Raw genomic sequence first — 12698 nt, 5'->3', positions numbered from 1 at the left:
GGCTATCTCAAAATGAGATAGCGCCATCAACCGCCCGCAGGGGCCCGTGCCGCAGGCTTTTCCCTTGCGGACCTGACGTCCAGCAGCACCGCGACAAGCCCGTAAACCGCGGCAAGTATCCACAGCGTAAGGAACGGTTCCCTGACCGCCTGAAGCGGAGCACCGAGCTGCGACACCTCGACGATGCCGTTGATGGCGCTGGTGCTTGGCAGCAGAACGGTCAGCGCCCGCAGCGGCTCGGGTATGGCTTCGCTCGGCCACGAAAAACCGGCAAGGAACATGAAAGGCAACCCGAGCGTGGCGCAGACGAGCTGAACAGCGAGTGGCTTGCGGAACAGGCTGGCAATGACCATCCCGAGCGTGGCAACTGCCAGAACGAACGGCAGGCAGAAAGCAAATATCGTCAGCAAACCACCCAATCGCGGAATGCCGTAAAGGTAAGGCAGCACGATCAGATAGAATGGCAATACGATCGCCTCGATAACGAGATAGGCAAGCAGCCTGCCGCCGACGCGGGCAAAGGGACCGGCGGCCGAGGCAGCAGGATCCCGCGCCGCCGCATCATTGCCGATCGTCCCAAGCAGGCCGACGCCGATCAGTAGCGTCTGCTGCAGAATCAGGACGAAGGCCGCCGGCAAAATATAGGTCGCATAGCCGCCCTGAGGATTGAACAGTGCGACCGTCGTCAACGGCATGGGATCGGGGGCAGCTGCCGCCAGCACCGGGTCGATATTGGCCGCAATCAGCCGCGCCGTCTCGATTTCCGCGCCCATGGTCCTGGCAACGGCAACGACCGCACCGGAAATGCGCTGATAGATCAGGAAATAGCTGGCATCCCCATAAAGCGCGACCGGCGATTGCCGCCCATGCAGCAGATCACGTTCGAAATATTGCGGGATGACCAGAATGCCGTAAAGCTGGCGTCCTTGAACCGCCCGCTCGGCACTGATCTGGTCCGGCAGCATCGCGGCCACTGCGACATCGCTCGACGCATCGATACGGCGCACCAGTTCACGGCTGCTCGTCGTATCGTCGAGATCGACGACGGCGATCGGCACGTCGCGCAGCGCCTCGTTTGCATAGGGCTGTGGGTAATAGAGGGCATAGATTAGTGGCCCGAAGACCAGTACCGCAAGCGCCGGGCGCAGAGTCAGGATGCGGATCAGCTCGATGCGGAAGATCGCCAGCAAGGCCCTCATGGCGTGACCTCCCTCAGCCGCTGCGCCGCCTGTCGCTGCCGGCGAATGCGGAACACTTCCAGCCGCAGTGCCGTCACGATGGCCAGCACCAGAACGAATATGCCGAGCACCATCAATGGTTTCAGCGACAGATCGACCGGCGTGCCTCGGATCGTCTGATCGATCCGGGCCGTTAGGTACCAGGTGCCGGGAATGAGTTCGCCCCACCAGTAGGCAAAGTCGTTCATCGCCAACCGCGGAAAGCCGATGCCCATATAACCGAAGGATGGGGCGAAGATCAGCGTGCCGATGCTGATGGCGCTTGCTACCGGCCGCAGGAAAAGCGCCAGCAGCACGCCGATGAACTGGTTTGCGAGGATGAAGAGCAACCCGGCCATGACGAGGATCCAGCGCTCGCCCCTGAGTGGCATGTCGAGCACGCCGAAAAGAATGGCGTCCGAAAGACCGAGAACCACAAGGAAGACCAGTGTGTAGGGTAGCATCTTGCCGGCCATTGCCGGCCACAGACCGCCGCCAAGCCGCCGCAGAACGACGAGACGATGCGTCGTTTCGGCATCCATGCCAACCGTGTAGGCCATGGTGGTAACGATCACCACCTGCAGCAAGGCGGGCATCAGCGCTGCGAGCAGAAAATGCGCATAGTTGAGCGTCGGATTGAAGAGCGGATTGACCTGCACGGGGATCGGAGAAAGATCGGCCTGCGCAATGTCGACCGGCTGCCCCTGCGCCGTCCGCAGCGACAAGCGGATGCCGGCGGCCACAGTCGGCACGGCAGCACTGACGCCCCTGAGCGTAAGATTACCTGTTGTCAGCGTCTGCGTATTGTAAAAGAACACCACCTCGGGACGCCGGCCGGCGAAAACATCACGCTCCAGATTGCGCGGCAGCATCAGCAGTCCGTGAACCTTGCCGGACAGGATCAGCGCACGGCCTTCCGTGAGGTCGCTGATATTGACTGCGACAGCGGTATCCGGCGTCGCATCGACTGCGCGAATGATCGTTCGCGAAAGATCGCTGCCGTCGAGATCGAGCACGGCGATCGGCAGCCGTGTCGCCAGCCCCGCGCTGAAGACGATGGCGAGCACGCTCATCAAGAGCAGCGGCAAGAGCGTCGTCAGGAAAAGCAGAAACGGCCGGCGATAGAACCAGTCGAACTCCCGCCGGAACACCAGGAGGAAGCCGGGACGAAGCCCGCCGGGCGGCTTCATCTCAACGCCCCGCCGGCGGCCAGGAGGCGATGACGCTCATGCCTGGCCGAAGCCCCTCGACGGGATTGACCGGAACGGCGCGTACCTCGAAGGTGCGCAGGTCGAAATCGCCGGTCGCACGTGTCGCGCGCCAGGTCGCATACTGGCCCTGCGCGTTGATCATCGTCACCTTGACCGGGATCGGGCTGCCGGCAAGCGCCGGAACGGTGACGTCAAAACCGTCGCCGACCTTGAGTCCCTTCAGCAGGTCCTCGCGAAGATTGAACGTGAACCAGGGATTCTGCAGGTCGATGATCGAGAACAGCGGCGAACCGGCGCTGAAATTTTCGCCGAGCTCGGCGACGCGCGTCGTCACCTGACCGGAGATCGGCGCATGGATGACCAGTTCTGAAACGTCCACTTGCCGCTGGTTGAGGGACGCACGTGCCTGCTCCACCTGAGCGGCGGCAAGCGCCTTTTCTTCCTTGCTGGAACCGGCCGTCGCAAGCCGTGCGTTGGCGGCTGCGGATTCCTGCTTGCGGATCGCGGCTTCCAGGTTACGGGCAGTCTGATCGACCTGCGCCTGTGTGGAGGCGCCTGTCGTGATCAACCGCGCCTGACGAGCGGATTCTTCCTGATAAAGCGTGACATCGGCGCTTGCTGCGGCAAGCTCGGCATTGGCCGCATCGATAGTTTCGGGACGCGTGCTGTTGACACGAGTGAGGTCAGCCTCTGAAACACCGACTGCCGCTTCAGCCAAATGCAGCGCCGCCGTCAACTGCGGGCTTTCCAGCTCGGCAATAACGGTGCCCTTCTCGACATTGTCACCGACATCGGCATTGAGTTTGAGAATGCGACCGGCGACACGCGGGCTGATATCGACGCGATTGGCGGAAACCTCGCCCTGCACCACCAGCGGCGGTGGTCGCGTTGCAAACCACAGGAGAACACCAAGAACGACAAGGGCTACAATTCCCACAACTGCCCGAACCATTCCTGCTGCCTTCATCGGTGCCCTCGTTCAGATGGAGTATTCCGGCTGACTGTGTCTCAGGATTATTCCTCTGGCAATATGACAAGCGTGCTGCGACGCCTTGGCATGCCATAAAGTCGTGATCGTGTCCGAGGGATTTTCACCAGTTCTGCTTGCCATCTGCAGCGTCATTATTGCGATAGCGGAAGTCGTCGGAACAATTTTCAAAGCCATTTACCGGGGAAACCGACCTGCCGCTTCGTATGGCCGGACCAAAACCTAAGTATAGTTATGTCTCAGGACGCTTGGATTTAACTTCTAGTCGTAGCTCGGAACCGACCTGACCATTCACGGTTCCAAGCTGGTGGCACCGCCCCTTGCCACCTCTAGGGCAGGCGTCCCCCTCCGCCGAAGCCCTGCGGATCCTCCCATCCGCCAGAGACCGTCCCGCCGCCCGGGGCGGTCTTTCCTTTTCAAGCGTAGAGACAATTCGGCCCATGCTTCCAACACTTTGGTATAGTTTTGCGCCGATAAACACGCCATTAAGGTAAACGCGCACTAGCCGGTATGGGTAGAAGACCGGAACCAACAGCGAGGGGGTATGGGATCATTCATTGTATCGAAACTCATCAACCGGCGAGGAACGCTCTCGCATGAGATCACGCTCGGCCTGATCGCACTGGTGCTCGGCGCCACCGTGTTCTACGTCGATGCCTTTACCGAGATCGAAAGCGCCATCGCCGTCCTCTATGTTATCGTGCTGCTGCTATCGGCAGAAATCCTGACGAGGATAGGCACCACCCTCCTCACAGTTATCTGCGCCGCCCTTACTCTTTTCGCCTATTTCTATTCTCACGGCCTCGGAGAAAATGTCCCGGCCCAGTTGCGGTTAGCGGTTTCTCTCGCCGCCATCACAATCACCTGCGCCCTTATCCTCAGGAACGAAACCGCGCGCGCCGGCCTCATCGAAGCCAACTTGCATCTTCGCGACAGCGAAACCCGCTATCGCTACATCTTCGAGCACAGCCGCATCGCACTCTGGGAACGCGATTATTCCGCAGTGCGAGCCTTCCTGATGTCTTTGAAGGCGGAAGGTGTGAGTGACCTCAAAGACTACTACCGAACAAACCCCAGCGTCATCGCCACCTGCACAGGCCTCATCCGCACCATCGCCTCCAACGACGCAGCAATGGAACTGCTCGGCCATGTGGCCGGTGGCCTACCCTCGCACACGATGCGCCACTACATCGCCCCTGATGACGATACGTTCCTGGACCTGATGAATGCCATCTTCTGCGGCGAACGGCATTTCGAGGGCAAGGGTAATCTGATCGCGGAAAATGGCGAGACCAGGCTTGTCATCATGAGCATGAGCTTTCCGGAAGATCCCACCGCCTTCAATCGCGTGGTCGTCGGCATGGTGGATATCACCCAGCGGGAAATGATGCAGAAGGCCATTCGCGAGGCTCAGGATGAGCTTGCCCGCGCCTCTCGCGCCGCGACCGTCGGCACACTTTCCGCCTCGCTCGCCCACGAGCTCAACCAGCCGCTCGGCGCTATCGTCGTCAACGCCCAGACGCTGCTCAGATGGCTGAACCGCGAGCCGCCGGATCTCGCCGCCGTGCGCCGTTCGGCCGAACGCATCATTCGCGACAGCCAACGGGCGAGCGAAATCATACACAATACCCGCTCCATGCTGACGCAAGGCGATCGCACGCCCGAGCTGGTCGATCTCGAAACGCTGATCGAGGAAACACACACCCTGATGGAGCACGACTTCCAGCGCGACATGATCGACTTCGATGTGACCCCAGTGGAACAGCCGATCACGGTGAAGGCGATCCGTATCGAGCTGCAGCAGGTGCTCATCAACCTCGTCACGAATGCCGTGCAGGCCATGCGTGAAACGGCAATCGACCAGCGCAAGATTCTGATCTCGCTCGCCAGGAACGATGATATATTCGTCACGCTCTCCGTCAGGGATTTCGGCCCCGGCATCGGCGAGGAGGCCATGGCGAAGCTCTTCACTCCCTTCTTCACGACCAAGCCCTCCGGAATGGGCATGGGGCTCTCCATCTGCCGCAGCACGCTGGAAGCCAGAGGTGGCCAGCTGATTGCCGGCAATCATCCTGAAGGGGGCGCCATCTTCGAAATGATCATACCGATTGAGGACGACCATGACCGACACTAGCGCCGCATCGAAGGCAGCCTCGCAGTCCGCATCACCGATCGTCTATGTCGTCGATGATGACGAATCCATCCGCGAGTCGCTTGTCGATCTCTTCCGGTCGATCCAGATGGATGCCGTCTCCTTCGCGACCACGACCGCCTTTCTCGATACCGCCGACCTGCGCCGGCCGGGCTGCATTCTCCTCGACATACGCTTGCCAGGTCTGAGCGGACTGGATTTCCAGCTTCATCTCGAACGGATCGGCAGCAGGATGCCGATCGTCTTCATGACCGGTTTCGGCGATATTCCGATGAGCGTGCGCGCCATGAAGGCTGGCGCTGTCGACTTCCTCACCAAGCCCTTCCGGGACCAGGATATTCTCGATGCCGTCGGCGTCGCGATCGAAAAGGACATGGCCCGCCGGCGGGAAATGGCGGCAGGCGATGCCGTCGCCTCACTGGTCAATACACTGACGCCCCGCGAGCGGGAGGTGATGGCCGCCGTCGTCAAGGGGCTGATGAACAAGCAGATCGCCTATGACCTCGGCATCAGCGAAATCACCGTGAAGCTGCATCGTGGCAATGTCATGCGCAAAATGCAGGTCCGATCGGTGGCCGATCTGGTGCGCCAGGCCGAAATGCTGGAGGGCAGATAGTGGAACCTAGACCCTTGTATGGTACCGCGACATGGCCCCAATCTTCATAATATAGCCTAACGTAATGTAAGAATAAGCAAGGCTACCAATCTCGTGTCACATACATCCACAATCGCTGTCGTCGATGACGACCAGGCTATCCGGGAGGCGCTTGACGATCTGATCCAGTCCTGCGGCTACCAGAGCAAGCTTTTCGCTTCGGCGGAAGAGTTTCTGGCCTTTGACGACAGGGCGACGATTGACTGCATGCTGGTCGACGTCAAGATGCCCGGACTGAGCGGCATCGAACTGCAGCAAATCCTCAACGGCGAACCTGAAAAGCCGCCCATGATCTTCATGACATCCTATCGCGACGAGAGAACCCGTACGGCCGCCATGGAAGGCGGTGCGCTGGCCTTTCTGGGCAAGCCGGTCGAATTCGATTCCCTCATCAACTATCTGGAAATGGCTTTGAAGCCGTAAGGCTTCATCGTGTCGGATTCCCGAGTATCGCTTCCACCATCAGATCGTTTCGAATTATACACCTATGTATAATTTAAGATGGAAGCAATAAAGACTAAGCTTAATCTCGTACTATCCAGTAGAATGGATAGAAAACGAGGTGAACGCCATGATAAAGCTCAAGCGTCCGATATTTGTCAGCGTCGGGAAGAACATTCTGATGGATGTGATCTTCTCCAACATCGTAACCGGTGCGAATTACAAGTTCCACTGTGCGCTGCTGCGCCTGGAACCGGAAAATCCGATTTACGAATACCAGCCGGTTCGCATTGCCACGCATCGCCGCCCGGACGAAATCAGCCGGACGCATTTCTGATCCCCCCCTTCTGGCGCTGACCGGCTCCCTCCCGGCCGGTCAGTGCATTTGCCGGCAGATGATCCATGACCCTCAAGAATACGGTAAAATCCCCCTGGCAGGGGGATGCAGCCAGCGCCACTGTACAGGCCGATCCCACGACGAGTTTCTCTACTGCCCTGCAGGATGTCATGCAACCGCATGGCTTCCGTTTCTTTCTCGCCGCCAGCTTTCCGCAGGCTGATAAGCTCGGCTTTCGCGCCAACATTATCGCCAGCAACTGGCCACAGGAACTGATCGACCGCTACGACGCTTCAGATCTCTTTTGGCGCAGCCGGCTGATCGATGGCTTGAAGAAGACCATCATGCCGATCTATTCCGGCACCGGCATCTTCGCCCAGCCCGGCAGCGTAAGCAGTTCGGAAGAACTCTCCCGTCGTTTTGAGGATCTCGGTCTTCACAGCACCGTCAGCTTCACGCTGCATGACGCCATTGTGAGGCACTATGTCATCATGTTCTCCGGTCAGCGCAGCCCGCTCGACGAGCAGGAATGTGCGCGCATGGTCTTTGCCGTACTGAAGGCGCTCGACAGCTACAGCCTGGCGACCGAACCGCCGCTTGCTGAATACGAGCGCCTGACCGTTCGCGAAATCGAATGCCTGCGCTGGTCAGCTTCCGGAAAGAGTAGCGAGGAAATCGCTATTATCCTGCATATCTCTGCCCATACGGTGAACGGTTATCTGAAGACGGCGATGCGCAAACTTGATGCCGTCAACCGGATGCAAGCCGTGGCGAGGGCCTATCGTTTCCGTCTCATCTGAAGGTCTGCAGGCTCTAAAACTCTCGTGGTTTCAGGCCGTCCAAACCTATCCCGCGCGGCCACTGATGAGATATTTGCGAAAATTCGGCTGAGATCATCGTCAAATAAATGCGACAACTCCCGTCAAATCACGCGCGAAGCGCCTCAACCTACGCATGCAAGACAAATACTCGCCCTATTGTTCCCGTTGTCGACAGAACATGCTAAGTTCCTAGCGGGAGGGACATTTCGCAGGAGTTCTCTTGTCCGCCGAATACACGTCATCCGATATGGCTCACGCCTCCGGCAATCTGCCGCATATCGACTCGCGCCAGCGCGCCGAGGCGGTTGCCGCGCGTCTCGTCACTGAACAGCATGACAGGCCGTCGCTGGTTTCCACCATCGCCCGCGAAGTAGCAGCCGAGATCATCGAAGACATTCGCAAACCGGGCGATGACCTGAACTCCGTCGAACTTGCACGGCGCTACAAGACCAGCCGGACGCCGATCCGCGAAGCCCTGATGCTTCTGGAAAGGGAAGGACTCGTCGAAATCCCGCCGCGCCGTCGCCCACGTGTCGCTAGCCTCTCGATCAAGGAAATCCGCGATATCTACCGCGTCCGCGCCAATCTGCTGGAACTGATCGCCGGCGACATTGCGCGGGACGTGTCGCTCGAGGATATCCGCACCCTCCAGCCGATCATGCAGGTCATGGAAACCGCGAGCAAGGCCGGCGACGTGAACGCCTATTTCTGGTCAAATGTCGACTTTCACGAACGCAATACCGAACTCGCCGGCAATCGCACGGTCAAGAAGATCATCGATTCCCTGCTTCTGAGAACGCTTCGATTGCGCCGTATCGGCCTGTCTCAGCCCGGCCGCCTGCAGAAATCCTACGAGGATCACGAGCGGCTTTGCCGCGCCTATGAGGATCGCGATCAGACGCTCGCAGCCGCGCTCATCCGCTCCAACCATATCACCGGTCTTTCGGTGCTGGAGACCATCTATTCATAGGACGGGACGTCAAGGAAAGACGACATGACAGCCATTACCGACCTCTCAGTTCTTCTCGCGACGATGGAGCCGGAATTGGTGGCGGGCGAATTCGTCTATTGCACCATGCCGGCCTCGCAGCCGGGAGACTATCTCCATCTTCGCCCGCTCGCCCTCTTTCACGAGGCGGAAGGCCTGACGCTCATTCTGCCCCAGGATACGGCCGACGAAGCCGACCTGCAGGCAAGCGCGCCCCTGCGCCAGATCACGCTGAAAGTACATTCATCGCTTGAAGCCGTAGGCCTGACCGCCGCCTTCTCCCATGCGCTAACGGAAGTCGGCATCAGCGCCAATGTGGTCGCGGCCTATTACCACGACCACATTTTCGTGCCTGCCGCGGATGCCGAACGGGCCGTCGAAACACTGCGGCAGCTCTCGGCGGCAAGCCGGAGCTAAATCAATTCCAGCAAAAGTATGCAGCGGTTTTGCGTTCGGAATTGCGTGAAAACAAAAGATCAGGTCGGCGGCGCGTCGAGCGCGTGCAGGATGCCGCGCAGCTCGGCAAGGCCACGAAGACGGCCGATTGCGGGATAGCCGGGCGTGACATTCTTCTGCAGGTCATCGAGCATCCGATGGCCATGATCCGAGCGGAAGACGATCGACTGAGTGGCGCTGCGGCGGCGATCCTCGGCAACTAGTTCCTTCAGCACGGCAACCATGTTCACGTCACCTTCGAGATGGGCGCTTTCATGGAAAGTGCGGCCATCCCCCTCACGGGTCGTGGCGCGAAGATGCGCGAAATAGATGCGCGAGGCGAAACGCCGCGCAATCGCCGGCAGATCGTTGTCGGCGCGCACGCCGAGGCTGCCGGTGCAATAACACATGCCGTTGGCGGCTGCTGGCACGGCATCGAAAAGCGCTGCATAATCCTCTGCCGTCGATGCGATGCGCGGCAGGCCGAAGAGCGAGCGCGGCGGATCGTCGGGATGCAGCGTCAGCTTCACACCGCGCGCTTCCGCAACCGGCACGACGGCTTCGAGGAATTCGATGAGATGCTGGCGAAGCTTCTTCGCATCGATGCCCTGATAGGCAACAAGCTTTTCGCGGAAAGCCGGAATGGTCAGCGGCTCGGTCGTCGAACCGGGCAGAGCCGACGTGATGATGTGGGTGATTTCAGCAATCTCCGCTTCCGTCATGCTTTCATAGACGGCCTTCGCCCGAGCCCTGTCTTCTTCAGAATATTCTTCGGCAGCGCCCGGACGCTCCAGCACGAACAACTCGAAGGCGGCAAAGCGCTCATGATCGAAGCGCATGGCGGTAGCGCCGGTCGGCGTCACGTAATCGAGATCGGTGCGCGTCCAGTCGACAACGGGCATGAAGTTGTAGCAAACGATCGGAATACCGCAGGCAGCGACCGCCTCGAGACTGGCGATCCAGGCTTCGATTTCGGCTTTCGCCTGCCTGCCCTTGCGCTTGACGGCATCAGGGATCGGGATGCTCTCGACGACGCTCCAAGTCAGCTGCGAGCGGCCAGCCGGCGTCGTTTCGATAAGCGATTGGCGCTCGCGCACTTCTGCCTCGGTCCAGGCGCGGCCGATCGGCACCTGATGTAGCGACGAAACGATGTTCGTCGCACCCGTCTGGCGCACCTCGTCCAGCGTGACCGGTGCCTCCGGCCCGAACCATCTCCAACCTTGCCGCATCTCGTCTTTCTCTCCTTGGTATCCTGTGTTTTATCGTTCCGCCGTCAGCAGAAATAGTCGGGGAACTGCGAGCGCAGCTCCGCCACATCAGGTATAACGGCGCTTAAGTGATGAATCATCGCCTCGCGCGCCGCCGCGATATCATGCGCAGCAATGGCGTCTCGGATCACCATATGCTCGCGCACGACATTGTCCATGCGCCCAAGCACCGGCAACGTCAGACGCCGTGCCCGGTCGATCTGCACCTTCACTGTCTTCAGAATGGCCCAGATGCCGGGATAGCCGGCAATCTGTGCGATCGCCTCGTGGAAGGCCTCGTCTTCTTCGTGAAAACTCGAAGCATTGCCGAGTGCGGCGTGCGTCTTCTGCCGGGCGATGATCGCATCCAGCCGCGCGATATCGGCCTCCGTCGCAATGCCAGCGGCCGTCTCGACCGTCGTGCCTTCAAGCGCCTTGCGCACGACGACCGCTTCCGGAATGGCCGAGACCGGCACTCGCGAAACCACCGTACCCGACTGCGGGTAGATATCGACGAGCCCACCCTCGGAGAGCCTCAGCAACGCCTCGCGCACCGGTGTTCGGCTCACACCAAAATCCTCGGCAATGCGCTTTTCCTGCAGCGCCGTGCCCGGCGGGATCCTCAGAGAGACAATATCGGCATGCAGCCGCTCATGGATCGCGGCAGCCGTCGTCACGCGACGGATCTTTCCGCCGGCGTCGCGCGGCGCCGGAAAGGCGAGGATTTCAGGGTCGGAAGCCTGCCGCATGCATGGGTCTCGGGACGTTGACACTTTCGTGCATACTAGTATATCAATTGAATTCTGTTGCCAAGACATGCCGCGAAGGAGAACAGCGGCACGGCATTGCACCTGGAGGAAAAGCTTCAAGCTGCGAGCATTTGATGCCGCCGGAAAACCGGCGCATCGAGGCATGAGACGTGCATTGCGATGCAAACGGGCGGCGCTCGGGGCAAAGGCCGGCACCGCCGCAAAGGAGGAGGACAGAATGAAGATCACACGCAGAACCTTCGTCGGCGGAGCTGCCGGCGTCGCCGCGGCCGGAATGTTGCCGCTGCGCGCTTTCGCGCAGGCAAAGGCACCGGCAAGCCCTGTTACCATCACCGTCGTCGATGTCGCCGGCAATCTGGCGCTGACGCAGGGAATGTTCCAAAACTACGCCAAGGCCAAGCCGGAATTTGTTTCCAGCTTTTCCTTCACCAAGGCCCCTGCTCCGGAACTGCCGGCCAAGATCCAGGCCCAGCAGGCTGCCGGCAAGGTCGATATCGATCTCGTACTGACCGGCACGGACGCGCTTTCTGCCGGCGTCGACCAGGGTCTCTGGGTCGACCTGTCCAGCCACAAGTCGGCACTACCCAATCTTGAAGGCATCCTGCAGCCACAGGCCTTCAAGATGCAGGCGCTCGCCAAGGACCAGGGCGTCGTCATCACCTATTATCCGTCCGGCCCGCTGATCGAATACATGCCGGACAAGGTGGCGACCCCGCCGAAGACGGCGCAGGAACTGCTCGACTGGACGAAGCAGAACAAGAACAAGTTCCTCTATGCCCGCCCGGCAAACTCCGGCCCCGGCCGCACGCTGCTGATGGGCCTGCCCTATCTGCTCGGCGACAGCAATCCGCGCGACCCGGTCAATGGCTGGGCCAAGACCTGGGAATATCTGGCCGCTCTCGGTGAAAACATCGAATACTATCCGACCGGCACCGCAGTGGTCTTCAAGGAACTCGGCGAGGGCACGCGCGACATCGTCGCCACGACCACCGGTTGGGACATCAACCCGCGCGCGCTCGGCATCGTTCCCGAGGAAGCCAAGGTCGGCAAGCTCGAAGGCTTCCACTGGGTCACCGACGCTCACTATGCGGCGATCCCAAAGGGCGTTTCCGACGAAAAGATCGGCGTTCTGCTCGACGTCCTGAACTTCATCTATCAGCCGCAACAGCAGGCGATCGCTTATGACGCTGGCTACTTCTATCCCGGCCCGGCGGTGAAGGATGTCACGCTCGAGATGGCGCCGGCAGAAAGCCAGGAAACCATCAAGGAATTCGGTCGGCCGGAATATGCCGACTGGATCGCCGGCAGCCCTCTGGAAGTGCCGCTGGAGCCCAAGCAGCTTGTCCAAGCCTTCCGCATCTGGGACGAAAAGATCGGCGCCAAGAAGGGCTGATCCTTTTTGACAGAAATGAACCGGCGCCGGGCGTCCCGACGCC

The 12698-nt window shown here is 60.1% G+C and carries 13 protein-coding genes; 8 read left to right on the top strand and 5 right to left on the bottom strand.

Annotated elements, in window-relative coordinates; all coding sequences use genetic code 11:
* Nucleotides 1-26 precede the first annotated feature (26 nt).
* The 3 genes from PMI11_RS20600 to PMI11_RS20590 are packed head-to-tail and all read right to left on the bottom strand — an operon-like array spanning nt 27 to nt 3395.
* Nucleotides 27-1199, bottom strand: a complete 1173-nt coding sequence (locus tag PMI11_RS20600) for an ABC transporter permease (protein WP_007820841.1) — start codon at nt 1197-1199, stop codon at nt 27-29.
* Nucleotides 1196-2407 carry an ABC transporter permease gene (locus PMI11_RS20595; protein ID WP_007820839.1) on the bottom strand — a complete coding sequence of 404 codons (1212 nt, stop codon included), beginning with the start codon at nt 2405-2407 and terminating at the stop codon, nt 1196-1198. The genes PMI11_RS20600 and PMI11_RS20595 overlap by 4 nt, the downstream gene beginning before the upstream one ends.
* Before the next feature lies 1 nt (nt 2408).
* Entirely contained in the window at nt 2409-3395 is a 987-nt protein-coding gene (locus PMI11_RS20590) for an HlyD family secretion protein (RefSeq protein ID WP_007820837.1), read from the bottom strand.
* Nucleotides 3396-3960: 565 nt separating this feature from the next.
* Between PMI11_RS20590 and PMI11_RS20585 the strand changes: the two genes are divergently transcribed.
* The 7 genes from PMI11_RS20585 (at nt 3961) to PMI11_RS20555 (ending at nt 9227) form a co-directional block, all read left to right on the top strand.
* Nucleotides 3961-5550 carry a sensor histidine kinase gene (locus tag PMI11_RS20585; protein WP_007820835.1) on the top strand — a complete coding sequence of 530 codons (1590 nt, stop codon included), beginning with the start codon at nt 3961-3963 and terminating at the stop codon, nt 5548-5550.
* Nucleotides 5537-6184 (top strand): response regulator transcription factor, encoded by a 648-nt coding sequence (locus tag PMI11_RS20580; RefSeq protein WP_007820834.1) that lies wholly within the window; start codon nt 5537-5539, stop codon nt 6182-6184. Before PMI11_RS20585 ends, PMI11_RS20580 begins: the two co-directional genes overlap by 14 nt.
* A gap of 93 nt (nt 6185-6277) precedes the next feature.
* Nucleotides 6278-6646, top strand: a complete 369-nt coding sequence (locus tag PMI11_RS20575; protein ID WP_007820833.1) for a response regulator transcription factor — start codon at nt 6278-6280, stop codon at nt 6644-6646.
* 148 nt (nt 6647-6794) lie between these two features.
* Nucleotides 6795-7001: a hypothetical protein gene (locus PMI11_RS20570; RefSeq protein WP_007820832.1), complete on the top strand. Its 207-nt coding sequence runs from the start codon at nt 6795-6797 to the stop codon at nt 6999-7001.
* Between the two features lie 65 nt (nt 7002-7066).
* Nucleotides 7067-7801: a helix-turn-helix transcriptional regulator gene (locus PMI11_RS20565; protein WP_007820831.1), complete on the top strand. Its 735-nt coding sequence runs from the start codon at nt 7067-7069 to the stop codon at nt 7799-7801.
* A 241-nt stretch (nt 7802-8042) separates the two neighbouring features.
* Entirely contained in the window at nt 8043-8792 is a 750-nt protein-coding gene (locus tag PMI11_RS20560) for a GntR family transcriptional regulator (protein ID WP_007820830.1), read from the top strand.
* 24 nt (nt 8793-8816) lie between these two features.
* Nucleotides 8817-9227, top strand: a complete 411-nt coding sequence (locus tag PMI11_RS20555; protein ID WP_007820828.1) for an ACT domain-containing protein — start codon at nt 8817-8819, stop codon at nt 9225-9227.
* Between the two features lie 59 nt (nt 9228-9286).
* On the opposite strand, the gene uxuA is transcribed toward PMI11_RS20555, so the two are convergent.
* Both uxuA and PMI11_RS20545 read right to left on the bottom strand, forming a co-directional pair.
* Nucleotides 9287-10474 (bottom strand): mannonate dehydratase, encoded by a 1188-nt coding sequence (gene uxuA / locus PMI11_RS20550; RefSeq protein WP_007820826.1) that lies wholly within the window; start codon nt 10472-10474, stop codon nt 9287-9289.
* Nucleotides 10475-10518: 44 nt separating this feature from the next.
* A complete protein-coding gene (locus tag PMI11_RS20545) occupies nt 10519-11241 on the bottom strand; it encodes a GntR family transcriptional regulator (protein WP_007820825.1) in 723 nt (240 codons plus the stop codon).
* Between the two features lie 238 nt (nt 11242-11479).
* Here PMI11_RS20545 and PMI11_RS20540 point away from each other — a divergent pair, with 238 nt between their 5' ends.
* Nucleotides 11480-12655, top strand: a complete 1176-nt coding sequence (locus PMI11_RS20540; protein ID WP_007820824.1) for an extracellular solute-binding protein — start codon at nt 11480-11482, stop codon at nt 12653-12655.
* The last annotated feature ends 43 nt before the right edge of the window (nt 12656-12698 follow it).

It is taken from the genome of Rhizobium sp. CF142 (assembly GCF_000281145.1).
In the GTDB taxonomy this organism is placed as follows: Bacteria; Pseudomonadota; Alphaproteobacteria; order Rhizobiales; family Rhizobiaceae; genus Rhizobium.
Note: the sequence above shows the minus strand (reverse complement) of the source record. Positions and strands in the feature narration are given on the sequence as shown.

Excerpts from the sequence above, each read along its gene's own strand:
- PMI11_RS20600 (WP_007820841.1), bottom strand. The coding sequence starts at position 1,199 with ATGAGGGCCTTGCTGGCGATCTTCCGCATCGAGCTGATCCGCATCCTG.
- PMI11_RS20595 (WP_007820839.1), bottom strand. The coding sequence starts at position 2,407 with ATGAAGCCGCCCGGCGGGCTTCGTCCCGGCTTCCTCCTGGTGTTCCGG.
- PMI11_RS20590 (WP_007820837.1), bottom strand. The coding sequence starts at position 3,395 with ATGAAGGCAGCAGGAATGGTTCGGGCAGTTGTGGGAATTGTAGCCCTT.
- PMI11_RS20585 (WP_007820835.1), top strand. The coding sequence starts at position 3,961 with ATGGGATCATTCATTGTATCGAAACTCATCAACCGGCGAGGAACGCTC.
- PMI11_RS20580 (WP_007820834.1), top strand. The coding sequence starts at position 5,537 with ATGACCGACACTAGCGCCGCATCGAAGGCAGCCTCGCAGTCCGCATCA.
- PMI11_RS20570 (WP_007820832.1), top strand. The coding sequence starts at position 6,795 with ATGATAAAGCTCAAGCGTCCGATATTTGTCAGCGTCGGGAAGAACATT.
- PMI11_RS20565 (WP_007820831.1), top strand. The coding sequence starts at position 7,067 with ATGACCCTCAAGAATACGGTAAAATCCCCCTGGCAGGGGGATGCAGCC.
- PMI11_RS20555 (WP_007820828.1), top strand. The coding sequence starts at position 8,817 with ATGACAGCCATTACCGACCTCTCAGTTCTTCTCGCGACGATGGAGCCG.
- uxuA (WP_007820826.1), bottom strand. The coding sequence starts at position 10,474 with ATGCGGCAAGGTTGGAGATGGTTCGGGCCGGAGGCACCGGTCACGCTG.
- PMI11_RS20545 (WP_007820825.1), bottom strand. The coding sequence starts at position 11,241 with ATGCGGCAGGCTTCCGACCCTGAAATCCTCGCCTTTCCGGCGCCGCGC.
- PMI11_RS20540 (WP_007820824.1), top strand. The coding sequence starts at position 11,480 with ATGAAGATCACACGCAGAACCTTCGTCGGCGGAGCTGCCGGCGTCGCC.